This is a genomic window from Pseudonocardia sp. TMWB2A (assembly GCF_017312135.1).
Window position 1 is genome coordinate 1886998 of the sequence record NZ_QKQY01000002.1, and the last position, 23780, is coordinate 1910777.

At 75.1% G+C, this 23780-nt stretch carries 18 protein-coding genes and 1 pseudogene; 4 read left to right on the plus strand and 15 right to left on the minus strand.

From position 1 onward, the window contains the following. Window positions 1-439: 439 nt before the first annotated feature. Window positions 440-1177: pseudogene (locus DMP17_RS23565) on the minus strand (hypothetical protein); the annotation flags it as partial. Further along, the gene (locus DMP17_RS23570) at window positions 1174-2634 is read right to left on the minus strand and encodes a hypothetical protein (RefSeq protein ID WP_073576609.1); all 1461 of its coding nucleotides are present in this window, start codon (window positions 2632-2634) and stop codon (window positions 1174-1176) included. The gene DMP17_RS23570 and the pseudogene DMP17_RS23565, both read right to left, overlap by 4 nt. A gap of 148 nt (window positions 2635-2782) precedes the next feature. On the opposite strand from DMP17_RS23570, the gene DMP17_RS23575 reads away from it, so the two are divergent. Continuing rightward, on the plus strand, window positions 2783-3247 hold the full coding sequence (locus DMP17_RS23575) for a PepSY domain-containing protein (protein WP_337830637.1): 465 nt from the start codon (window positions 2783-2785) through the stop codon (window positions 3245-3247). 26 nt (window positions 3248-3273) lie between these two features. On the opposite strand, the gene DMP17_RS23580 is transcribed toward DMP17_RS23575, so the two are convergent. The 7 genes from DMP17_RS23580 to mftF form a co-directional block, all read right to left on the minus strand. Continuing rightward, a complete protein-coding gene (locus DMP17_RS23580; RefSeq protein WP_226353979.1) occupies window positions 3274-3582 on the minus strand; it encodes a hypothetical protein in 309 nt (102 codons plus the stop codon). Then, window positions 3579-4595 carry a P1 family peptidase gene (locus DMP17_RS23585; protein WP_226367724.1) on the minus strand — a complete coding sequence of 339 codons (1017 nt, stop codon included), beginning with the start codon at window positions 4593-4595 and terminating at the stop codon, window positions 3579-3581. Before DMP17_RS23585 ends, DMP17_RS23580 begins: the two co-directional genes overlap by 4 nt. Window positions 4596-4671: 76 nt before the next feature. After that, the gene (locus tag DMP17_RS23590) at window positions 4672-5388 is read right to left on the minus strand and encodes an SRPBCC family protein (protein ID WP_337832720.1); all 717 of its coding nucleotides are present in this window, start codon (window positions 5386-5388) and stop codon (window positions 4672-4674) included. Between the two features lie 88 nt (window positions 5389-5476). Beyond that, window positions 5477-6328, minus strand: a complete 852-nt coding sequence (locus DMP17_RS23595) for an FAD binding domain-containing protein (RefSeq protein WP_337830638.1) — start codon at window positions 6326-6328, stop codon at window positions 5477-5479. Then, a complete protein-coding gene (locus DMP17_RS23600; protein ID WP_226353982.1) occupies window positions 6325-8808 on the minus strand; it encodes a xanthine dehydrogenase family protein molybdopterin-binding subunit in 2484 nt (827 codons plus the stop codon). Before DMP17_RS23600 ends, DMP17_RS23595 begins: the two co-directional genes overlap by 4 nt. A 1-nt stretch (window position 8809) precedes the next feature. Further along, a complete protein-coding gene (locus DMP17_RS23605) occupies window positions 8810-9325 on the minus strand; it encodes a (2Fe-2S)-binding protein (RefSeq protein WP_100878813.1) in 516 nt (171 codons plus the stop codon). A 383-nt stretch (window positions 9326-9708) separates the two neighbouring features. Continuing rightward, on the minus strand, window positions 9709-11202 hold the full coding sequence (gene mftF / locus DMP17_RS23610) for a mycofactocin biosynthesis glycosyltransferase MftF (protein ID WP_337830639.1): 1494 nt from the start codon (window positions 11200-11202) through the stop codon (window positions 9709-9711). A 96-nt stretch (window positions 11203-11298) separates the two neighbouring features. On the opposite strand from mftF, the gene DMP17_RS23615 reads away from it, so the two are divergent. Further along, the gene (locus DMP17_RS23615; RefSeq protein WP_226353984.1) at window positions 11299-12432 is read left to right on the plus strand and encodes an alkaline phosphatase family protein; all 1134 of its coding nucleotides are present in this window, start codon (window positions 11299-11301) and stop codon (window positions 12430-12432) included. 7 nt (window positions 12433-12439) lie between these two features. Here DMP17_RS23615 and mftE read toward each other — a convergent pair whose 3' ends face one another. The 6 genes from mftE to mftA are packed head-to-tail and all read right to left on the minus strand — an operon-like array spanning window position 12440 to window position 21020. Further along, window positions 12440-13162, minus strand: coding sequence for a mycofactocin biosynthesis peptidyl-dipeptidase MftE (mftE, locus tag DMP17_RS23620; protein WP_226353985.1), 723 nt, complete (start codon window positions 13160-13162; stop codon window positions 12440-12442). Window positions 13163-13179: 17 nt separating this feature from the next. Continuing rightward, window positions 13180-14691 carry an MFS transporter gene (locus DMP17_RS23625; RefSeq protein ID WP_337830640.1) on the minus strand — a complete coding sequence of 504 codons (1512 nt, stop codon included), beginning with the start codon at window positions 14689-14691 and terminating at the stop codon, window positions 13180-13182. Further along, window positions 14688-19301 (minus strand): oxidoreductase, encoded by a 4614-nt coding sequence (locus DMP17_RS23630; protein WP_337830641.1) that lies wholly within the window; start codon window positions 19299-19301, stop codon window positions 14688-14690. The genes DMP17_RS23625 and DMP17_RS23630 overlap by 4 nt, the downstream gene beginning before the upstream one ends. A 58-nt stretch (window positions 19302-19359) precedes the next feature. Then, window positions 19360-20595, minus strand: coding sequence for a mycofactocin radical SAM maturase (mftC, locus tag DMP17_RS23635; RefSeq protein ID WP_062398178.1), 1236 nt, complete (start codon window positions 20593-20595; stop codon window positions 19360-19362). Between the two features lie 37 nt (window positions 20596-20632). Beyond that, entirely contained in the window at window positions 20633-20944 is a 312-nt protein-coding gene (gene mftB, locus DMP17_RS23640; protein ID WP_062398180.1) for a mycofactocin biosynthesis chaperone MftB, read from the minus strand. Beyond that, window positions 20934-21020 (minus strand): mycofactocin precursor MftA, encoded by an 87-nt coding sequence (mftA, locus tag DMP17_RS23645; RefSeq protein ID WP_060710386.1) that lies wholly within the window; start codon window positions 21018-21020, stop codon window positions 20934-20936. Before mftA ends, mftB begins: the two co-directional genes overlap by 11 nt. A 158-nt stretch (window positions 21021-21178) precedes the next feature. Between mftA and DMP17_RS23650 the strand changes: the two genes are divergently transcribed. Both DMP17_RS23650 and mdo read left to right on the plus strand, forming a co-directional pair. After that, window positions 21179-22315, plus strand: a complete 1137-nt coding sequence (locus tag DMP17_RS23650; protein WP_337830642.1) for a GNAT family N-acetyltransferase — start codon at window positions 21179-21181, stop codon at window positions 22313-22315. 135 nt (window positions 22316-22450) lie between these two features. Then, a complete protein-coding gene (mdo, locus tag DMP17_RS23655) occupies window positions 22451-23722 on the plus strand; it encodes an NDMA-dependent methanol dehydrogenase (protein ID WP_226353988.1) in 1272 nt (423 codons plus the stop codon). The last annotated feature ends 58 nt before the right edge of the window (window positions 23723-23780 follow it).

A 23780-nucleotide genomic window follows, 5' to 3' on the forward strand; every position in this document is an offset into this window, starting at 1 on the left:
ACGGGTCGGCGGCGGCCGGATTCGCACGCTCTGCACCCGCGTCGGCAGGGTGACCTTCCTCGGCCGCATCGCCACCCCCGGCGATGCCCTGTGCGAGTTCGCTTACCGGGTAAGCGAACTCTGCGGACGCAGCGTCGTCGACAGAGCCGGTCGGGCCGCCACCCCCGGCACCGTTCCCTGCGACCTCGCCCGCCGGAACGGTGGGCTCATCGGCCGGCCCCACCGCCGGTGCCGGATCGGGCCGCGACGACGGCCCGGCGGCCTCCCCCGAGTCCGACGGGTCGTCGAGGTCCGGGTCGCTCCCCGCCCCGGGCGTGTCCTCCGGACCAGGCCCGTCGACCGAGCCGGAGACGCCGGACGCGCCGGCAGCACCGTCGGGACCGGGCGTGCCGGGAGCACCGGAGCCCGGCGCGTCGAACACGCCGTCGTGCTCGGTCACCAGGGTCCCGGCGGCGGTCGCGGCGGGCAGGACGTTCAGGGCCAGCAGCTCGTCGAAGGCCCGCTGGGCCGCGAGCTCGCGCACCTGCACCTGGTAGCGCGGCGTCGTCCGGTAGGCGCCCTCCGCACCGACCGGGACGAGGAAGCCCTGGTCGGCGAGGAACCGCAGCGCCTTGCCGACGATCCCGCGGGTGGTGGACTCGCCGACGCGGCCGTCCTTGGTCGCGGTGGCCTCCGGGCGGCGCTGCCAGACCCGCCAGACCTCCTCGAGCTGCGGGGCGTCGGACTCGGGGTCGGCGGGACCCGCGGCACGCTCGTTCAGCACCCGGCAGGCCTCGCGGACGGCGCCGTCGACGAGCTCCACCGAGACCCGGCCGACGTAGGAGTCGTCGCCGAGGTCGTCGGGGCGGGGGAAGGCCAGCGCGGCGACGGCGAGGTGCGCGATCCCGTGCAGGACCTTGTCGGCGCCCCGGTTGGCCAGGGCAGTGCGGCGGGCGTACTCGTCCATCCGGATCTCGAACACCGAGCCCTCGGTCGCGGCGAGCACGATGCCCGGGCCGGTGTCGACGGCCAGCACGACCAGGCCCAGACCGGACGCCACGCGCTGCACGGTCGTGCGGAACTCGTCGTCCTCGCGGTAGCGCCGGACCAGGTCGGCGTAGTCGGGGTCGCGGCCGGGCAGCGCCTTGGGGCGCATGCCGTAGCCGACCAGGCGGGCCGCGGTCTCGGTGTCACTCATGTCTGCGCCGTCCGTCGGTTCGTCTGTCCGCCCTGCACCCCGGCCCGCGCCAGCAGCAGGTCCGCGCCGCCGAACTCGGGGTCGTCGAGGACCGTCCCGTCGTCGACGGCGACCAGCACCGACGGGTCGCCCTGGGTCCGTGCCGTGGCCACCGCCGTCCCGACGGCGTGCATCGCCCGCAGCGCGACCAGCTGCGGCAGGTCCGCCCCGGCCGCGCGGGCCGCCGCGAGCGCCGCGGACAGCCGCACCGGGTGCTCGACGTCGGCGGGCAGCACCGCGTCGGCGGCCGCCCACGTGTCCACCCCGAACCGCTCGCGCGGCTGCGGTGCCAGCTCCGGCTCGGGCACCTCGGCGCCGAACGGGTCACGGTCGCTCGGCGGTGTCAGCAGCGTCTCGACCAGCCCGCCCAGGCTCGGCACCGACGGGTTCCGCACGCCGGCCCCGGCACCGAAGTAGCCGGTCACCGGGTCGTGCGCCGCCTCGACGGTCAGCGCCAGCGACGGCCGCAGCAGCTGCCCGAACACGTCGACGGCGGCCCGCTTCGGCTTCCCGGAGAACTGCTGGCGGTCCTGCTCGGCGCGGAACGACGCGCCCGCCTCCTGCAACCGCGCCTGCAGCTGGGTGTGCCGCTGGATGCAGTCGTCGACGACGGTCACCAGCTCCGCGGCCTGCCTGCGGCGCCCGGGCTCGGTGGCCTCGTCACGGGCGTCGGCGATGTTCGCCTTGATCATCGTCTCGGCGCGGTAGCGGGACTCGATGTGGGTCAGCGCCTCGTCGAGCAGCTGCGGGACGGCGTCGAGCCAGTCCACCGAGCGGACGTCGCGCCGGGTCGCCTCCAGCTTGCGCCGCAACGACTCCGCGTACTGCACGGTCCGGTAGCGGGCCTGCTCGGCGGCCAGCCGGGCGTCGCCGAGACGACCGCGGACGATCAGCGTCTCCAGCTTCGTCTCGGCCGCCTCCTGGGCCGACTCGACGTCGGTGTCCAACGCCCCGACCAGCACGTTGATCGCCTCGTCCGAGGCGCGCAGGTAGATCCCGCCGTCCGGGGCGGCCACCTCGACGAGCAGCTTGAAGTCGAACCGGCGACGCACGTAGCGGCCGTCGTCGTCGGTCGTGCCGTACTCCACGGCGAACCCGCGGTCGATCGACCCCACGTTGATCAGGTTGTCGATGACCCACTGTGCGACGCGGACATACTCCGACCGCGGCGCCCCCGGCACCTGCGCGCCCACGAACGGCAGCAGCCGCCGGACGACCTCCGCGTGGTCCGCACCGTGGTCGAAGTCCATGGCCAGGGTGACCTGGTCGATCGCCTGCAGGCCGATCTCGGCCATCTGGTAGCCGGTCGCGTCCCAGTCGAGCCGCCCCTTGCGAGCGTCGAGGTCGTGCAGCGGCGCCGTGCAGGCCAGGGCCTTCAGCCGGCGCGCCACTCCCTCGTCCGGGCTGATGGTCGACACCCCGACGACTGTAGTTCGGCCGCTCCGGGCCCTAACGCCGCCTTAGGGCTCACGCAGCGCGACCTTGGGGCGGGCGGCGGCACAGTTCCCACCAGCATCCGGGTCGCACCGACCCGGACCAGCCGGAACCTCTCGGAGGAAGATCACCGTGCGTACCCCGCTCACCGTCGCCGCCGTCGCCGCCACCGGTCTCCTGCTCGTCGGCGGGGGCACCGCCCTCGCACTCGGCGCGGGTGGCGCCCCGGACGAGCTCACCGTCGTCCCGACCGGCGCCGCGATCGCACGCACCGCCGACCTGCTGCCGCCGGAGCTGCCCCGCACCGCCGCGGCCACCGCGCCGGCGGCCCCCACCCCCGCCGCGCCCGCGGTCGACCGTGCCGCCGCCGAGCGCGCCGCACTGGCCGCCGCGGGCGGGGGCCGGGTCACGAAGAGCGAGTGGGAGAGCGCCGACCGGGACGACCGCGACGACGACGGCAGCGACGACCGGGACCACTGGGAGGTCGAGGTCCGGAACGGCACCACCGAGCACGACATCGACGTCGACGCCGCCACCGGCCGGGTCCTCGACCACGACGTCGACCACCACGACGGCGACGACCGGGACGACGACTGACGGCGGCGGGGCGCGGGCCGGGCCGGTCAGCCCCGGCCCGCGGTCCCGTCGGCCGCGGCCAGCACCGTCGCCCGCAGCAGCTCCCGCTCCCCGGGTGGGGCCACGGCGTCGAGCAGCTGGTCGAGGGTGTGGCAGAGCGTGTAGTAGCCGCTGAGGAACGACACGGTCCACCCGTCGCCGAACGCGCGCACGTCCACGCCCCGCACCACGTCGTTCACCGCCCGGGCCGCCGCCCGCCGCCGGGGCAGTCCCACCAGACGCACCGCGTCCGGGTCCGGCGCGGACGGCGGACGCGGGGCACGCGGGCGCCCCAGCCACGGGTTCGGCGCGCTCACGGACCCACCAGGAGCGACGAGTACGACGGCCGGTCCGGCGCCGGTTCCGCCGCGAGCAGCGCGTGCGCCACCGCCCGCGCCGTCACCTCCGCCGCAGCCGCCTGCAGCGCGAACACCCCGGCGACGTCCGGCGCGGCCCGGGTGCCCGTGGCCAGCGCGAACGCGCAGTCGCCGTCGCGGATCGTGTGCACCGGCGAGATCGACCGGGCCAGGCCGTCGTGCGCCATCGTCGCCAGCCGGGTGCAGCCGACCTTGTCCAGGGCCGCATCGGTGCCGACGACGACCAGCGTCGTCGCCGTCCCCAGCGGGTTCACGTGCCCCGCGTACAGCTCGGCGAGCCGCTCCGGCGGGGCGAGGACCGGGGCCACCCCGGCGGTGAACTCGCCCGGCAGACCGTGCCGGGCGCCGTACACCTCACCGGTGGCCGGGTCCGCGGCCGCACCGGCGGAGTTGAGCACGACCAGGGCCGCGATCGTCGTCCCGGCGGCAGAGCCCTCGGTGAGCACCGCGGACGCCGACCCGATCCCGCCGCGCAGCCCGCCGGACACCGCGCCGGTGCCCGCCCCGACCGAGCCCTGGACGACCGGGCCGGCGTGCGCGTCGTCGTAGGCGGCCGTGCCGGTCACCGCGGTCGGGCGGGCCCGGGGGTCGCCGCCGCGGCCGAGGTCGAACACCACGGCGGCCGGCACGATCGGCACGACGGCGCCGGGCACCGGGAAGCCCTCGCCGTCGCGCTCCAGCCGGGCCATCACCCCGGAGGCGGCGTCGAGACCGAAGGCGCTGCCCCCGGACAGGGTGACGGCGTGCACCCGCTGGACCGTCGCGACCGGGTCGAGCAGGTCGGTCTCCCGGGTGCCGGGCGCGGCGCCGCGTACGTCCACGCCGGCGACCGCGCCGCCCGGCGGGGCCAGCACGACCGTCGTCCCGCTGCGGGCGCCCGGCCCGCTCACCGCCGCGTGCCCGACCCGCAGGCCCTCGACGTCGGTCAGCCCGTTCCGCTCGCCCGCTCGCACCGCTCCATCCTGCCCCGCAACGCCACGGGCCGGCACCGCGGAACGCGGTACCGGCCCGGAGGGACGTGCGGGGGACTCAGCCCTTCGCGCCGCGCAGACGCCGGATCAGCACGAACAGCAGCACCAGCGCACCCACGCCGCCCAGCACGGGCGCGAGGCGCTTGAGCACCGGGGCACCCGCCGAGTCGAGCAGGTCGATGGCCTCGACCGGGCTGCTCTGCGGCTGGTAGGTGCGCTTCACCGGGGCGGGCGCGGCCTGCTCGCCCGGCGCCGGCGGGACGGCCGGGATCGGGCTGGTCTCGTCGGCCGCGTGCTTCGGGCCCGCGCCGTTGGAGGTCGCCGCACGGGGGCCGGTCAGCTTGTCCGCGACGCAGCTCGAGAACTGTCCGATGATCTTGTCGGCGACGTCGGAGATGACGCCCCGGCCGAACTGCGCCGGACGACCGGTGACGGTCATGTCGGTGACCATCGTGACCGAGGTCTTGTCGGGACCGTCGGCGACCATCGTGCCGGTGACGATGGCCTTGGCGGTGCCGTTGCCGCGGGCGTCGCGGCCGGACGCGTCGATGACGACCTTGTGGTTCGCGTCGTCACGCTCGATGTAGGTGCCCTTGCCCTTGTAGGTGAGCGAGATCGGGCCGAGCTTGACCTTGACGGTGCCCTGGAACGAGTCGCCCTCGTACTCGGTCAGGGTCGCCCCGGGGAAGCACGGAGCGATGAGCTCCGGGTCGTTGAGGGCCTTCCAGGCGTCCTCGATCGGCGCCGCGATCGTGAACTTGTTCTCCAGCTGCATCTTCTCTGCCAAGCCTCCTCGAACGAACGCCGGCGCCGGTCCCGGGGTTCCGGGGCCGACGCCGGCGTCGGTGTGTTCCTCGGGTACGTCAGCCGGCCGCGGCCAGCACCGCACGACCGGTGAGAACCTTCGCCAGGTGCTCACGGTAGTCGGCGGCGGCGTCCGCGTCACTCGGAGCGGACGTGCCCTCGAGCGCGTGCTCGGCGGCGGCCTTCGCGACGTCCGGACCCGCGGCCTTGCCCACCAGGGCCGCCTCGACACCGGTCGCCCGGATCGGCACGTTGCCCATGTTGGTCAGGCCGACGCGGGCCTCGGTGATCGTCCCGCCGTCCACCTTCAGCGCGACGGCGACGGCCACCATCGACCACGCCTGGGCGACCCGGTTGAACTTCTCGTAGTGGCTCTTCCAGCCGGTCCGCTTCGGGAACCGGATCATGGTGAGGATCTCGCCCTCGCCGATCGCGGTCGTGAAGTAGTCCTGGAAGAAGTCAGCCGCGGTCACCAGGCGGGTGCCACCGGCACCCAGGATGACGAACTCGGCGTCCATCGCCAGGGCGGCCGCGCCCAGGTCACCGGCCGGGTCGGCGTGCGCGAGCGCGCCGCCCAGGGTGCCGCGGTGGCGGACCTGCGGGTCGGCGACGGTCTCGGTCGCCCGGGCGATGAGCTCCACGTGGGTGTTCACCAGGTCGTTGCGCATGACCTCGTGGTGGGTGGCCATCGCGCCGACCATGACGTACTGGTCGTCCTCGCCGATCCGCTTGAGCTCGGGGATGCCCCCGAGGTCGATGATCGTGCTCGGCGCGGCCATCCGCAGACGCAGCACCGGCAGCAGGCTCTGGCCGCCCGCGAGGATCTTGGCGTCCTCACCGGCCGACTGCAGGGCCGTCACGGCCTCCTCGACCGAGGAGGGCCGGACGTAGTCGAACTTGGCCGGGATCACTGGACCTCTCCCTTGGGGTTGTTCGGGTCGATGGAGCCGAGGCCGGCGCCGGGCGAGTGGGTGTCGCTCGGGGTCTCCTGCGGGCTCTTGCCCTTCGCGACCTGGAGCGCACGCCACACGCGCTGCGAGGTGGTCGGCATCTCGATCTCGTCGACGCCGAGGTGCCGCACCGCGTCCAGCACGCCGTTGAGGATCGCCGGGGTCGAGGCGATGGTGCCCGCCTCGCCGACGCCCTTCACGCCGAGCGGGTTGCTCGTCGCCGGGGTGGAGACCGTCTCGGTGGTGAAGCTCGGCAGGTCCGCCGCCGACGGGATCGTGTAGTCGACGAACGTGGCGTTGACCAGGGTGCCCTGGTCGTCGTAGTTCGCCTCCTCGAACAGGGCCTGCGCGATGCCCTGGGCAAGACCGCCGTGCACCTGGCCCTCGACGATCAGCGGGTTGATGACGTTGCCGATGTCGTCGACGCAGACGTACTTGCGCAGGTTCACCCGGCCGGTGTCGGTGTCGACCTCGATCGCGGCGAGGTGGGTGCCGTGCGGGTAGGAGAAGTTCTCCGGGTCGAAGACGGCGTCGGAGTCCAGCGACGGCTCCATGCCCTCCGGGTAGTCGTGCGCCATGAACGCGGCGAACGCGATCTCCTGGATGGCCTTGCCCTTGTCGGTGCCGCGGACGGTGAACTGGCCGTTCGCGAACTCGATGTCGTCCTCGGAGGCCTCGAGCAGGTGCGCGGCGATCTTCGTCGCCTTCTCGATCACCTTGTCCGCGGCGTTGACGATGGCGACACCGCCGACGACCAGCGAGCGCGAGCCGTAGGTGTCGAGGCCCTTCGGCGCCACCTGGGTGTCGCCGTGCAGGATCTCGACGTCCTCGAACGCGACGCCCAGCTTGTCCGCGACGATCTGCGAGAACGCCGTCTCGTGGCCCTGGCCGTGGGCGGAGGCACCGGTGGTGACCTCGACCTTGCCGGTGGCCAGCATCCGGATGCTGGCGGCCTCCCAGCCGCCGGCGCCGTAGTCCAGCGAGCCGAGCACGCGGGACGGGGCGAGACCACACATCTCGGTGAAGGTCGAGATGCCGATGCCCAGCTGGACCGGGTCACCGGACTTGCGGCGCTCCTCCTGCTCACGGCGCAGACCGGCGTAGTCGAACAGGTCCATCGCGCGCTGCGTGGCCTGCTCGTAGTTGCCGGTGTCGTAGGTCAGGCCCACGACGGTCGTGAAGGGGAACTCCTCGTGCTTGATCCAGTTCTGCTCGCGCAGCTCCATCGGGTCGCGGCCGAGCTCGACGGCCAGCTCGTCGAGCATGCGCTCGACGGCGAAGGTCGCCTCGGGACGGCCGGCGCCGCGGTAGGCGTCGGTCAGCGTCTTGTTGGTGAAGACGTTGGAGCAGGTGAACTTCAGCGCGGGGATCTTGTAGATCGCGTTGAACATGAACGCGCCGAGGATCGGCACACCCGGCCCGACGAGGCCCAGGTAGGCGCCCATGTCGGCGTAGAGGTGGATGTCGAACCCGGTGATGGTGCCGTCCTTCTTGGCGGTCATCACGAGGTCCTGGATCTGGTCCCGGGCGTGGTGCGCGGTGAGCATGCACTCGCTGCGGGTCTCGGTCCACTTGACCGGCTTGCCCAGCTTCTGCGCGAGCAGCACGCAGAGCATCTCCTCGGGCAGGACACCGATCTTGCCGCCGAAGCCGCCGCCCACGTCGGGGGCGATGACGCGCAGCTTGGACTCCGGCACCCCGAGGGTCACCGTGGTCATGGTGCGCAGGATGTGCGGCACCTGGGTCGCGGCCCAGATGGTCAGCTGCTCACCGGTCGGGTCCACCACGCAGGAGCGGGGCTCCATAAACGCGGGGATCAGGCGCTGCTGGCGGAAGCGGCGGCGGACGACGACGGAGTCGCTGTCGGCCTCGGCGGCCTTGATGGCCTCGGCCACGTCGGCACCGGTGCCGGCGGCGGCGGAGTCGAACACCCAGGTCGCGGAGACGTTGGTGCCGAGGTCCGGGTGGACCAGCTCGGCACCGTCCTGCGCGGCGGCCTCCATGTCGAGGACCGGGTCGAGCGGCTCGTAGTCGACCTCGACGAGCTCGGCGGCGTCGCGCGCGGCGGCGGCCGACCGGGCGACGACGACGGCGACGCCCTCACCGGAGAAGTTGACGCGGCCGACGGCGAGCACCGGGCGCTGCGGGGCCTTCTGGTCCGGGGTGATCGGCCACGCGCAGGGCATGCCGACCTCCTCCGCACCCAGGTCGGCCGCGGTGTAGACGCCGAACACACCCGGGGCCTTCTCGGCCTCGGACTTGTCGATCGAGGTGATGGTCGCCCGCGCGATCGTCGACCGGACGACGGCGATGTGGACGGTTCCCGGAGGCGTGATGGAGTCGGTGTAGCGGGACCGGCCGGTGATGAGGCGCTGGTCCTCCTTGCGGACCCGGGCCTTGCCGATCTCGCCGGTCGTGGTGGGTTCGGCGGTCGTCGTCACGTCAGTTACCTCCCGCAACCGGGGCGGCCTGGCCGGAGGGCTGAGCGGCTCCCGGCTTCATGTTCTTCGCCGCGGTCTGCACGGCACGCACGATGTTCTGGTAGCCCGTGCACCGGCAGAGGTTGCCCTCGATGCCCTCACGGACCTCCTGCTCGGACGGGTCGGGGTTGTCCCCGAGCAGGTCCACCGCAGCCATGATCATTCCCGGCGTGCAGTACCCGCACTGCAGACCGTGGCACTCACGGAAGGCCTCCTGCACCGGGTGCAGCTGACCGTCGCGGGCGAGACCCTCGATGGTGGTGACCTCGGCGCCGTCCGCCTGGACCGCGAGCACCGAGCAGGACTTCACGCTCTGCCCGTTGAGATGAACCGTGCAGGCACCACAGTTGCTGGTGTCGCAGCCGATCAGCGTCCCCGTCTTGCCCAGCGTCTCCCTCAGGTACTGCGCGAGCAACATGCGGGGCTCGACGTCGTCGGCGTAGTTCACGCCGTCGACGGTGACCCGGACCTCTGTCATGAACTCTCACTCCTCGTACGCGACCACGCACGCTCCGAAGCGCGGGGTCTGACCGGGGACTTCGTCCGAGGAACGCCGTTCGCCGTCGCCTGACTCGCGACCACGCCGGCGCGCCCGGAAAAGTTGCCGCACGTCTCGTGTGGCAGCGCCCACATCACACTCCCGATCTTCCTGGGGTGCAAGGAGCCGGGAACGGGGCGACCGGAGGTCGGGTGGCGTGTTGCCGACGTCACGGCGACAGCCTGTCGTGCGCAACCGCAGGCGCGGAGAAGGTGGGCGAGAGACGCCCTCAGAATCGGATCCGTGACGCAACACGAATCACCCGTTCAGACCAGTCCAGACGGAGTGGTACGACACCGGAGGTCAGGGAAGCCTAACCTGCGTCAGCGTCGTGCGCCAGGACCGGTCGGGCGCAGCGGGGCGGAGGTCCAATGCTCGACGGCCCCCCACCACAGACCGGCACCGTAGGCGAGGTCGTCGAGCCGGTGCGCGAGCAGGTGCAGCAGCGGCCCGGTCCGGACCCGCGGGTCGCGGTCGCGGTGGCGCCACCAGTCGGTCAGCCCCTCCACCAGCGCCGCCGCGACGACCGCGCGACGGGCCCGGCGCGACACCAGGCAGGCGAGCGCGGCGACCGGCCAGAAGTGCCGGGTCAACGCCGACGCCGTCTGCCACAGCGCCCCGGACAGGCCGAGCGCGGTGAGCAGCGCCGCCCCGCGCCGCGGGTGCTCGAGCCGGGGCAGCTTCCGGGACAGCCGTTCGGTCGCGACCCCGGTGACGACGGCGGCGAGCGCCGTCGCCCCCCGCCGCTGGGCGAGCAGGAGCAGACAGACCGCCGCCGTCCAGGGGGAGAGGATCACCGGCGGGACCGCGCCCGGGTGCCTGCGCGCCAGCGGCGCCGCCCCGGTGCCGTAGAACGCCTTGCGCCGCAGCCACTCCCCCGGATGGGTGCGGTGGTCGTGGGCGACCCGCGCGACGGGTTCGAAGCGCATCGCCCAGCCGGCCGCGTGCAGGCGCAGGACGAGGTCGACGTCCTCGGCGACGTGCATCCCCGGGTCGAACGCGACCGGCCCGACCGCCGAGACCCGGACGAGCATCGCCGCGCTCGGCACGTAGGCGACACGGGACCGCGGCACGATCAGCGCCGGGTCGGGCCCCAGGTCCAGCGACGACCGCACCGCCTCGTAGCGCCCGACCGCCCCGCGCAGCCCGCCTCCCCGCTCCGGGTCCGGCGCCACGATCCGCGGTGCGACGAGACCGACCGCGGGGTCGGCGAGGTGGGCGAGCAGCGGGGGCAGCCAGCCGGGTTCGGGGACGACGTCGGAGTCGAGGAACACCACGAACGGGGTGGTCGCGGCGGCGAGGCCGGCGTTGCGGGCGGCCGCCGGGCCGCGCGGGGTGGCGTGCCGCAGGACCGTCCCCCCGGCCCGCTCGACGGCGCGGCGCAGCGGGGCCGGGTCGGCGGACCCGTCGTCGACGACGACCGGGCCGGCCACCCCGGTCCCGGCCAGCGCGGCGAGGAGCCGGTCCAGCGGCCGGTCCTTCACCGGGACGACGACGGTGACCTCGGCCGCGGTGATCCCGGCCGGGGCGTCGGGGACGGGGTGGGCGAGCCCGGCGTCGAGCAGGGTGCGGGCCAGGGACCGCTCAGTGGGGCCGGTGACGACCAGCGGCCGCCCGGGGGCGGGCAGCAGCGCGCGGGCCCGCGCGGACAGGTGCATCAGCCGGGGCGGGGCGCCGCCGAGCAGCGCCGCGCCTCCGTCGAGCCGCCGGGTGCGACGGTCGAGCAGCACCCGGAAGCCGTCCGGGAGCCGCCGGTCCGCCGGGCCCGAGGGGGTCGTGGCGGAGGGACGGTCGGGGTCGGTCCGGGCGGCGGTCACCTCCGGGAGCCTTCCATCCCCGGCCGTCGCGGGTCGACACCCGCACCTGCCCGATCGGCGTGGTCCGCACGGGTCCTGCCGTGCAGACTCCGGGGCATGCCCGAGGTCCTCCCCCGCTACGGCTCGGCGACGCTGGCCGACGTCCTCCCCGCCCTGCTGCACGCGATCGGCGCCCCGCTCGACGACCGGCCGCCCGCGTTCGGGCTCCCGCGGGCCGGGGCGGCGGTGCTGCTGCTCGTCGACGGGCTGGGCCACGAACTGCTGCACGCCCACGCCGCCGACGCGCCGGTGCTGGCCGGGCTCGCCGACGCCGGCCCGCTCACCGTCGGGTTCCCCTCGACCACCCCGATCAGCCTGACCTCGCTCGGCACCGGGTTGCCGCCGGGCGCACACGGCACGCTGGGGCTGCGGTTCCGCGTCGACGGCGAGCTGCTCGACGCGCTGGGCTGGTCCTCGGGCCGCCGGGACCTGCGGGAGCGGCTCGTCCCGGAGCGGGTGCAGCCGGAGCCGACCGTGCTGGAGCGGGCCGCGGCGGCGGGCGTCGCGGTGCGGTCGGTGTCGCCGCTGGAGTTCCGGACGTCCGGGCTGACCCGGTCGGGGCTGCGCGGCGGCGAGTACCGCGGGGTCGCCGCGCTGGGCGACCTGGCCGTGGAGATCCTCGCCGGGCTGGAGGGCCCCGGTCCGCGGCTGGTCTACGGCTACCACGCCGACCTGGACAAGGTCGGCCACCTGTACGGCCCCGGGAGCCCCGCGTGGCGCTGGCAGCTGCGCCAGGTCGACGCGCTGCTCGCGATGCTGCTGGACGCGCTGCCCGCGGGGACCCTGCTGGCGGTCACCGGCGACCACGGCATGGTCACCGTCGACCGGACCGTCGACGCCGACACCACCCCGGCACTGTCCGACGGCGTGGCGCTGCTCGGCGGGGACCCGCGCGCCCGGCACGTCTACGCCGAGCCCGGGGCGGCGGCCGACGTGCTCGCCGCCTGGCGGGCGGTGCTCGGCGACGACGCCGCCGTCGTCACCCGGGAGGAGGCGGTCGCCCGGGGCTGGTTCGGGCCGGTCACCGACCGGGTGCTCGACCGGGTCGGCGACGTCGTCGCCGCGATGCACGGGACGGCCGCGGTGGTCCGGAGCGAGGCGGAGCCGTTCCTGTCCACGCTGCCCGGCCAGCACGGCTCGTTCACCACGGCCGAGCAGCTCGTGCCCCTGCTGGTGCACCCCGCGGTGTGACCCCGCGCTACGCCGGCGGCGGGCGGAGGCGTCCGGTGCCGGGGTCGGGGTCCCACGCCGTGACCGCCGCCGACGCCGTCGCCGTGATCGCCGCGAGCAGCCGCAGCCCCTCCCCGGCCGTCGCGCCGGCCGGGTCACCGAGCACCCCGTTCGGGCTGACCGCGGCGATCCCCCCGGCCCGCAGCTCCCCGATGACCTCGCGCAGCGGCCGGGTGTCGCCCGCCTGGGCGCGGTCGGTGCGGACCAGGCCGGGGTGCAGGTGGGCAAGCAGCGAGGTCTCGTAGCGCCCGGCGTGCGCGTCCAGCGGCACTCCGGGGACGTCGGCGACGCAGGACAGCCAGCCCGCGTCGCGGCCCTCGTCGCGCAGCAGGGTCACCGCCGAGCGGAGCGCGGCGACGTTGCCGCCGTGCCCGTTGAGCAGCACCAGCCGCGACGCCCACCGGCACGCCGAACGGCCGTACTCGACGAGGACCGTGCGCAGCGCGTCCTCCCCGATCGACACGGTGCCGGGGAAGCCCTCGTGCTCACCGGCGGCGCCGTAGGGCAGGGCGGGGGCGAGGACGAGCCCCGGGTCGGCGTCGTGCAGCGCCGCCGCGACCGCCGACGCCACGGCGGTGTCGGTGCCCAGCGGCAGGTGCGGGCCGTGCTGCTCGGTGGAGCCGACCGGCACGAGCAGCGTGTACGCCGCGGCCGGGTCGAGGTCGGGCCAGGTCAGATCCGCGAGGAGCACGGTCCCAGCCTGCCCGCTCAGGCCCCGGTCCGGCGCAGCGCGGTCAGCGCGAGGACGACGGCGCCGGTCAGCAGCCCGGCGGCGATGAGCCCGACGACGCCGATCCCCGCGGTGTAGGCGTCCCGGGCGGCCGCGAGCAGCGCGTCCCCGCCGGTGCCGGGCAGCCGCGCGGCCGCGGCGACCGCCCCCGCCAGGCTCTCCCCGGCCCGGCCGGCGACGTCGGCGGGCAGCCCGCCGGGCAGCACCAGCCGTCCGGTGTAGACGGCGGTGAGCACGCTGCCGGTGACGGCGACGCCGAGCGCCACACCCAGCTCGCCCGCCGTCTCCGAGATCGACGCCGCGGACCCGGCGCGGGCGCTGGGCACCGAGCCGATGACCAGGTCGGTCGCGAGCACGCCGATCGGGCCCAGGCCGAGCACGGTGCCCGCGGTCAGCGCCACCAGCGCGACCGGCCCGGAACCCGCGCCGACCAGCCCGACCAGCAGCGCGCCGACCGCGGCGAACGCGGCCGACCCGGCGACGACGGCCGGCACCCCGAACCGCCGCGACAGCACCGGCGTCACCAGCGACCCACCGACGGTGGCCAGTGCGAGCGGCAGCATCCAGACCCCGGCGGCGAGCGCGGACAGGCCGGTCACGAGCTGCAGGTACTGCGGGAGCACGAAGAACAGGCCGTTGACGGCGAGCAGTCCGATGAGCAGCACCGACACCGCCGCGGTGAACGCGGGCCGGGTGAACAGCGCGACGTCGAGCAGCGGGTCGGGCAGCCGGCGCTGGCGGCGCACGAACGCCGTCCCCGCGGCCAGGCCGACGACCCCGGCGACCAGCACCCCGGGCCCCGGACCGTGAGCGGCGAGGTTCTTCACCGCGTAGACCAGCGGCAGCATCGCGGCCAGCGACAGCACGACCCCGGCGACGTCGAACCGCCCGCCGCCGGCGGCACGCTCCTCGGGCAGCAGGAACGGGCCGAGGACGACCAGCGCGAGCATGGCGGGGACGCCGATGAGGAACACCGCGCCCCACCAGAACGACCCGACCAGCGCCCCGCCGACGAGCGGGCCGATCGCGATGCCGACCGAGAACGTCGTCATCCACACCGCGACCGCGAACCGCCGCTGGGTGGGGTCGGGGAACATCGTCGAGATCAGCCCGAGCGTCGAGGGCATCAGGGTCGCCCCGGCGACGCCGAGCAGCGCGCGGGCCGCGATCAGCAGCTCGGCGGTGGGGGCGAAGGCCGCCAGCACCGACGCCGCGGCGAACGCGGCGCCGCCGACGAGCAGCAGCCGACGGCGGCCGATGCGGTCGCCGAGGGTGCCCATGGTGATGAGGAACCCGGCGATCAGGAAGCCGTAGATGTCGAGGATCCACAGCTCCTGGGTGGCGGTCGGGGCGAGGTCGGCGGCCAGTGCGGGCGCGGCCAGGTAGAGGACGCTCACGTCGAGGGCGAGGACGAGCAGGGGCAGCGCGAGGACGGCCAGACCGGCCCACTCACGCGGTCCGGCGCGGCGGGCCGGGATCTCGGTGGTCACCGGACGACCGTAGGAACTCGCCCCGGCTCCAGGTCGACGAGGCGGCCCTCACGGATCGCGGCGTCGAACCGGCGCGGGGTCAGCGCGTCGCCGATCCGGTGCACCGGCCACGGCCCGCCGGCCAGCGCGGTCCACAGGCGGGTGGCGGGGACGGTGGCCGTCGCGGCGACGACGGCGCCGACGGCGCGCCGCTCGGTGCGGCCGGTCGGGTGGTGCAGCAGCTCCACGGTGCAGCCGGGCTCGGCGCGGCTCTGTTCACCACGGCTCTGTTCACCACGGCTCTGCTCACCGCGGCTCTGCTCACCACGGCTCTGCTCACCACGGCTCTGCTCACCCCTGCGCAGCACCCCCAGCACGGCGAGGTCGGTGCGGCAGCGGATCCCGGCGGCGTGCGCGCGGCGGCGGAACCCCTCGCGGTCCAGGGTGAGCCCGAGGTCCTGCCCGACGACCAGCGCCGGGGTGACGACCTCGACGGCGTGCCCGCGGGCGGCGAGCAGCTCGGCGACCGAGGTGGCCTGGTGGAACCCGAGCTCGTCGACGACGAGCACCGGGCCCGCGGGCAGGCGCACCCCGGCCAGCACGTCGTCGACGGGGACGGTCAGCCGCTCCGGGTCCCACGACGGGACGGCAGGCACCGACCCGGTGGCGACGACGACCGCCGCGGGCTCCAGCTCCTCGACGAACCCGCGGTCGACGGTCGTGCCGTACCCGATCTCGACCCCGGCCGCGTGCGCCTCGCGCAGCAGGTCGGCGACGACGTGGCCGAGCTCGGCCCGCCCGGGCGCGGTCGCCGCGAGGGCGAGCCGTCCACCGGGGGTGCCGGCGCGTTCGGCGAGCAGCACCCGGTGCCCGCGCCCGGCGAGCGAGGCGGCCGCGGCGAGCCCGGCCGGCCCGGCCCCGACGACGAGCACCCGCCCCGCGCCGGGATCGGCGGCCCGGGCGGGCGGGACGAGCCGTTCGCGCCCGGCAGCCGGGTCGACCGCGCAGCCCAGCGGCAGGTTCAGCCCGACCCGGCCGATGCAGTCCTGGTTGCACCCGACGCACCGGCGCACCGGGCGTCCGGTGAGGGCCTTGTTCGCGAAGCCGGGGTCGGCGATCTGCCCGCGGGCGACGCCGACGAGGTCGCACTCCCCGCGGTCCAGCGCCGCGGCGGCCTGGTCGGGCGTGGTGAACCGGCCGACCCCGATCACCGGGAGGTCCGCCCCGGCGGCACGGACGGCGCGGCGCAGGGTCGCGGCGAGGTGCCCGGCGTAGCCCGGCGGGGTGTGCATGGACGGCTCGATCAGGTGCAGCGTCGAGGTGGCGACGCCGATCGAGGTGTTGAGGTGGTCCACCTGCCCGGTCGCGGCGAGACGGCGGGCGAGGTCGGCGCCGTCGGCGGGGGTGATGCCGCCCTCGATGCGCTCGTCGACGCCGATCCGCAGGCCCAGCACCGGGTCCGGGCCGATGGCCGCGCGGACGGCGGCGACGACGTCGAGCACCAGCTTCGCCCGGTCGTGCCCCCAGGCGTCGGTGCGACGGTTGGTGGCCGGGGACAGGAACAGCCGCAGCAGCGAGGCGTGCGAGCACTGCAGCTCGACGCCGTCGAACCCGCCCTCGACGCAGCGCGCGGCGACGTCGGCGAAGGAGTCGACGATCGCGCCGATCCCGGCCGCGTCGAGCTCGGCGGGGACCTCGCGGAACATCGGGTCGGGCACCGGCGACGGCCCGACGACGGCCGTGCGCGAGTACATCCCCGACCCCTGCGCGCCGTTGTGGTTGAGCTGGGCGAGCACGAGGGCGCCGTGGGCGTGCACCGCGTCGGTGAGGGCGCGGTAGCCGGGCAGCACGGCCGGGTCGTGCCCGCGGATCAGCCGCTCGTAGGGCCGGTCGCCGGGGTGGACGGCGTGCTCCTCGGTGATCACCAGTCCGGCGCCGCCCGCGGCACGGGCCGCGTAGTAGGCGGTGTGCCGGTCGGTCGGCATGCAGCCCTCGGCGAAGCCGGTCAGGTGGGCGGTGAAGACGATCCGGTTCCGCAACGTGGCGCGGCCGAGGCGCAGGGGGTCGCCGAGCCGGGGCCGCGGATGCTCCCGGTCCGCCGCCTCCTGCGTCGCGACCGCGACGGGCCCGGGGTGCGGCGCCACGCTGCTGCGGGACCCGGGGGCCACGCGCGACGGGAGCGCGGACTCCGGGGACGCGGACTCCGGTAGGGCGACGGCCGAGCGCGCGGGGGCCGGGGGCGCGGCGGTCGGGAGCGCAGCAGTCGGGAGCGCGGCGGTCGGGAGCGCGGCGGTCGGGAGCGCGGCGGTCGCGGCGTCGGCCGCGGGACCGGCCGTGCTGCCCGCGTCGGCGTCGGCCAGGGCGACGCCGGCCCGCCGCCCCTCGCGCACCGCTTCGGCGAGCGTCCGCGGCGCCACCCGGTCCCCCGCGGCCACGCAGCCGGGCAGCGCCGGCAGCGCGTCCTGCGGCAGCCGCGGTCCACAGTCGACGATGGCCGCGCACGGCACGGTCGTCACCGCTCCGGTGTGGACGTCCACCAGCTCCGCGACGCCGCCACGGACGGCCCCCGGCCGGGTGAACAACGCCCGGCGGACCCCGGCCCGTTCCAGCCGCGCGTTCGCCGCGGCCATGTCGCCGCAGCGGCCGAGCTGGTGCCCGGCGACGGCGTCCGGCGTGGCCAGGACCACGGGATGCCCGGCTGCGGCGAGCAGCTCCGCGACCCCCGGTCCAGTCCAGTCCCCGAGCGGGTCGACGACGAGCACCGGCGCGTTCCGCGGAACGCCCGCGGCGGCGAGCACCGCGACGACCGGGTCACGGTGCCCGGCACGGAGGTCGTCGTCCTGCTCCTCCCGGTCGTGGCGTTCGCGTTCCTCTCCGTGCTCCGCCGCGCGGTCCGCGCCACCGCCACCACCGACCGGGGCTGCCAGGGACGGGGCTGACCGCGCCACCCCGGCGCACAGCTCCGCCGCGGTGAGCACCGGGACGTCCGTGTCCCGCACCGACGGCGACGGCCGCGAGCCCGTCGCGAGCACCACCGCGTCGCCGCGCGCGCGGGCCGCGTCGAGCACGGCGGTGTCCACCTCGGATCCCAGCACGACCCGGACGCCGAGCCGGTCGAGCTCCGCGGCCCACCACGGCACCGGCAGCGCGAGCCGGTACCGGCCGGGCAGTACCGCGGCCGCGGGGAGCAGGCCGCCGAGCCGGTCGGTGCGCTCGTGCAGCGTCACCGGGTGCCCGCGCAGCGCCAGTGTCCGGGCCGCCTCGAGCCCCGCGGGCCCGCCGCCGACGACGAGCACAGGTCGTCGCGCCCCTGCGGTGCGTTCCGCGGAACGCGCCCCGGCACCCGCGACGGCGTCCCGATCGCGTTCCGCATCGAGGTGTTCGGGGCCCCCCGCGGCGTCCGGACCGCGTTCCGCGGAACGCGGCTGATCCGGGGCCGGGTCCGGGTCCGGGTCGGTCCGTTCGTGCCCCGACCGCGGTTCCAGCTCGTCGCCGACCACGGGGTTGCGCGGGTCCCGGGCCGCGGCGAGGGCGTTCGTCAGCAGGCACGGCCGGATGCGCTCCGGCGTCCCGGCCCGGGTCAGCGCGACGAGCCGCGGGTCCGCTATCTGCGCTCTCGTCATCTCCACGATATCGGCGTCGCCGCTGCTCAGGGCCTCCTCGGCGACGGCCGGGGTGACGACGCTGCCGGCCAGGACGACCGTCGTCGCACCGCCGAGGGCACGCCGCAGCTCGCCGCACCGGGCCCGCAGGAAGGCCTCGGGCGTGTGCAGGTCCGGCCGGGTCGCGGCGACCGACAGCGCGCTCCCGACGACGGGGACGAGCAGGTCCACCCGGTCGGCGACGGCCCGGGCGAGGGCGAGGCCGTCGCCGGGGGTGATGCCGGCCCAGGGGGCGAGCTCGTCGACGCACAGCCGCAGCGCCAGCAGGGGGTCCGGCCCGATCGCGGCCCGCACGGCGTCGAGGACCTCGCGCAGCAGCAGGGTGCGGTCGCGGCCGTACGCGTCGTCACGGTGGTTGGTCAGGCCGGAGCAGAACTGGCGCAGCACCGAGTGCTGCCCGGCGGAGATCTCCACACCGTCCACACCACTGTCCACAGCCGCGCGGGCGGCGGCGGCGAAGCCGCGGACCACGGCGCCGATCTCCGCGGACCCCATCGCGAGCGGGACCTCGCGGGACACGACGTCCGGGACCGGCGACGGCGCCCACAGCGGGTGCCCGGAGTGCGCGGAGCTGCCCTGCCCACCGGCGTGCGCGAGCCCGGCCAGTACGAGCGTCCCGTGCGGCCGGCACGCCGCGACGACCGCCGCCCACCCGGCCGCGGCGGGCACCCGCGCGCCGTCCCGGTCGCCGAGATGCAGCTCAGCTGGCGCGAAAGATCCACGACTCCCGCTGAGCTGCATCTCGACGCGCCCCGACGCCGCGGCCGAGCCGGGCGACGCGGCGTGGGGGACGGCGGGGAACGCGGCGGGGGCGTAGGCGTAGGGGTGGTCCGAGGCGTGCACCGACGCCGGCTCGACCACGACGATCCCCGCGCCCCCCGCGGCCCGCGCCGCGTAGTAGGCGACGTGGTCGGCCGTGATCCCGCGTGCGGCGTCGCCGAGGTTGGTCTCGTGCGGCCCGAACAGCACACGCGACGGAGCCCGCCGACCGCGCAGGTCGACGGGCCCCGTCAGCAGCAGGTCCGTGTCAGCTCCCCGCGACCGGCTGCGCCGCGGGCACGGCGTCCGGCGCGAACCCGGCGAGCGGGTTCTCGTCGCAGGCCCGGTCCGGCCGGCGCGGCGGCGGGGTGAGCGAGAGCATCGTCGGCTGCTTGGGCGCACGGGTGTTGCGTGGCGCGGAGCGCGAGTGGTCGACGTCGGACTTCGGGATGACCGTCCCGCCGTCCCGCGCGGCCAGCATCGCCTCGCCGTAGCCCTGCACGCACTCCGGGTCCGGGCCGTCGAGCGGCAGGCCGGTGAAGAACTTCGCGGCCATGCACCCGCCCTGGCAGGTGTCGTAGTGCGAGCACGACGCGCACGCCCCGCCGGTCTGCGGCTGGCGCAGCTCGGTGAACAGCTCGGAGTGCTCCCACACCTCCTTGAAGCCGCCCTCGTCGCGGACGTTGCCGGCCAGGAAGTTCTCGTGGATGGCGAACGGACAGGCGTAGACGTCGCCGACCGGGTCGATCAGGCAGACCACGCGGCCCGCGCCGCACAGGTTCAGCCCGGGCAGAGCCTCGCCGTAGGCGGACAGGTGGAAGAACGAGTCACCGGTCAGGACCTGGTCCCCGTGCGCGACCAGCCAGTCGTAGAGCTGCTTCTGCTGGGCCTGGGTCGGGTGCAGCTCGTCCCAGACGTCGGCACCGCGGCCGGACGGGCGCAGCCGGGTGATGCGCAGCTGGGCGCCGTACTTGTCGGCGATGGCCTTGAACTCGTCGAGCTGGTCGACGTTCTCCCGGGTCATCACGACCGAGATCTTGGGGTGCTTGAACCCGGCCTCGGCGAGGTTCTCCAGCGCGGTGATCGCGGTGTCGAACGAGCCCGGGCCACGGACGTAGTCGTTGACCTCGGCCGTCGCGCCGTCCATCGAGATCTGGATGTCGACGTAGTCGGTCGCGGCGAGCTGCGCGGCCCGCTGCTTGTCGAGCTTGACGCCGTTGGTGGAGAACTTGACGCCGACGTCGTGGGCGATGGCGTAGTCCAGCAGCTCCCAGAAGTCCGGGCGCACGGTCGGCTCGCCACCACCGATGTTGATGTAGAAGACCTGCATGCGCTGCAGCTCGTCGATGACGGCCTTGGCCTCGGCCGTGCTCAGCTCGCGCGGGTCACGCCGCCCGGAGCTGGACAGGCAGTGCACGCACGCGAGGTTGCACGCGTAGGTGAGCTCCCAGGTCAGGCAGATGGGCGAGTTCAGGCCGTACTGGAAGTGGTCGACCAGCTTCACGGGCACCTCACTGTGGTGGTCGGCGGGGCGGGCGGGACTAACGGGCGACGATCGTGCGGGACTTCAGCAGTCCGGCGAGGGCACGCAAGTAGGCGTCGTGCTGGGGCTCCTCGACGCCGGCGGCACGGACCGCCGAGCGGGCGTCCGGCTGGTTCTCCAGGTCGCGCACGACCGAGACCAGCTGGGGCGTCTTGAGGAAGGAGAGCTTGCGGGTCACGAAGTCGTACACCAGGGCGCCGAAGGGCTCCGGACGCAGCGAGACGCTCTCGCTGAGCCGGTACGGCGCCGCGGGGTCGAAAGCCCCCGCGGCGCCGTCCGGAACCGTGGTGTCGAGGGGCTTAGTAGACACCGCACATGCCGTCGATGGAGACCTCCTCGACGAGGGTCTCCTCGGTCAGGGCGTCCTCGTTCTGGTGCTCGCTCATGCGCAACCTCCGCTGGATCCGACTCTCGGCGAGAGAGGTGGTGAACCGCCCCGCCGGCCGGCGGTGGCAGCGGATCGGACGCTATTGGCACCCGGTGCCGGAAATCAATACTCGATGTCCACGCCCGTCCGATCGGACGGGCGGGCAGGCTGTCTCCCATGACGGTCGGGACGGTCCTGCTGCACCTCTGCACCCCTGGTGAGTGGCGGAGGTGGCTCGGCACGGGAGCCGTGGCGCCCCCCTCCCTCGACGAGGTCGGTTTCGTGCACCTGTCGACGCCCGGACAGGTCGCCCTGCCCGCGCAGCGCCTGTTCGCGGGCCGGACCGACCTGGTCCTGCTCGTCCTCGACCCGGCCCGGATCGACGTCGCCGGGGTCGACGTCCGGTGGGAGCCGGGGGTGCCGACCGACCCGTCGTCGATGCGGTTCCCGCACGCCTACGGGGCGGTGCCGGCGTCGGCGGTGCTGATGGTGCTGCCCTACCGCCCGGGCCCGGACGGCTTCGCCGCACCGGAGGTCCCCGAGCCCGGCGCGGCGGCGCGGGCGATGGGGTTCGAGCCGTCGATGCTGCGGCGCGGCGCGACCGCGGAGGAGCCGGTGACCGGCGGCGTCGCGGTCCGGACCGACGCCTGGCCGGTGTCGCGGATGCACAACCAGCTGCTGCTCGGCCGCCCGGACCGCACCGACCCGGCCACCGTGCTCACCGAGGCCGACCGGGCGCTCACCGCGCACGGCCTGCACCCGGGGGCGCTGATGTGGGGCCCGGGCGCGGACGAGCTCGCCGACGGCCTCCGCGCCGCCGGGTGGTCGGTCTCGGCGAACGAGGCCATGACCGCCCCCACCGCGACCGGCACGGCCACGGGTGCGGGCGCGCCGACGGTCACCGAGCTGGACCACCACGAGCTCCGCGGGTTCCGGCGCGCCTCCTGGGCCCGGGACCTGCCCGGCACCGGCCCCGGCGACCTCGACCAGCTGGTCGACCGCGACACCGGCGACGACCGGGTGCTGGCCCTGCACCGGCTCGCCGTCGTCGCCGACGACCGGGTGGTGGCGGCCGCGACCCTCCGCCGCGACGGGGCCACGGCCTGGCTCGACGCCCTGGAGACCGACCCGGCCCACCGCGGCCGCGGGCACGGCCGGGCGCTGCTGGCCCGCTCCCGCGAGCTCGCCGCCGAGTACGGCTGCGACCTGCTCGCGCTCGGCGCCGACGCCGCCGACTGGCCGCGGGACTGGTACCGGCGCAGCGGGTTCACCCCCGTCGGCACCCACCTCGAGGCCTCCGCCCCACGCCGGTGACCCCTCCGGACGGAGGGTGGACCTGCCCCGGCGAACGGCCGGGTGGTCAGGTACCCATCTGTAGCTGTTGCCAGTAGTTCGCAACAACCATGGTTGTGCTCGTCCGCCAGCCGACGACGCCGTCGAGGAGAGCCAATGGCCATCGAGCTCAACCAGATCTGGGACTTCCCGATCAAGGAGTTCCACCCGTTCCCCCGGGCCCTGCTGGGGGTGGGCGCGCACGACATCCTGGGGGTCGAGGCGAAGAACCTCGGCATGACGCGGGCGCTGTTCGTGACCACCGGGCTGCGCGGCTCCGGGATCATCGACGAGCTCAAGGGGAAGGTCGAGTACCAGGGCGTCGACGTGGTCGTCTACGACCAGGTCGAGTCCAACCCCAAGGACTACAACTGCATGGACGCCGCCGCGCTCTACACGAGCGAGCGCTGCGACGGCATCATCTCGATCGGCGGCGGCTCCTCGCACGACGCCGCGAAGGGCGCCCGCGTCGTCATCGCCCACGACGGTCGCAACATCAACGAGTTCGAGGGCTTCTCCAAGTCCACGACCATGGAGAACCCGCCGCACATCGCGGTCTCCACCACCGCGGGTACCGGCTCGGAGACATCCTGGGCCTACGTCATCACGAACACCAGCGACATGGAGAACCCGAAGAAGTGGGTCGGGTTCGACGACGCCGTCGTCACCACCCTGGCGCTGGACGACCCGCTGCTCTACTACAGCTGCCCGCAGCACTTCACCGCGTACTGCGGCTTCGACGTGCTCGCGCACGGCTCCGAGCCGTTCGTCTCGCGGCTGGACTTCGAGCCGTCGCTGGGCAACGCGCTGTACTCGATCGAGCTGGTCGGGCAGTACCTGCGCGAGGCCACCTACGAGCCCCGCAACCTGCAGGCCCGCTCGAAGATGATGCACGCGCAGTACATCGCCGCGCAGGCGTTCAACTCCGGTGGTCTGGGCCTGGTCCACTCGACCTCGCACGCGGTGTCGGCGTTCTTCGACACCCACCACGGGCTCAACAACGCGATCGCCCTGCCCCGGGTCTGGGAGTACAACCTCCCCTCCCGCTACGAGCGCTACGCCAAGATCGCGACCGCGCTGGGCGTCGACACCCGGAACATGACCACCGTGCAGGCCGCGGACGCCGCGGTCGAGGAGGCCATCCGGCTGTCCAAGGACGTCGGCATCCCGGACAACTTCGGTGTGCTGCGGTCCGACAGCTACGACAAGAACCGGATGAACACCGGGAAGTACGCCGGTGTCGGCGACACGATCCCGACCGACGGGGACACCGTCCACCGGATCGCCGAGCACATGATGGGCGACTACTGCACCCCGGGCAATCCCCGCGAGTGCACGGTGGACGCCCTGGTCCCGCTGGTGGACCACGCGTTCAACAAGTCCTACTAGGACGACCTGCAGGAGCTCCCCGCCGCGCCCGGATCAGCCCCCGGGCGCGGCGGGTCCC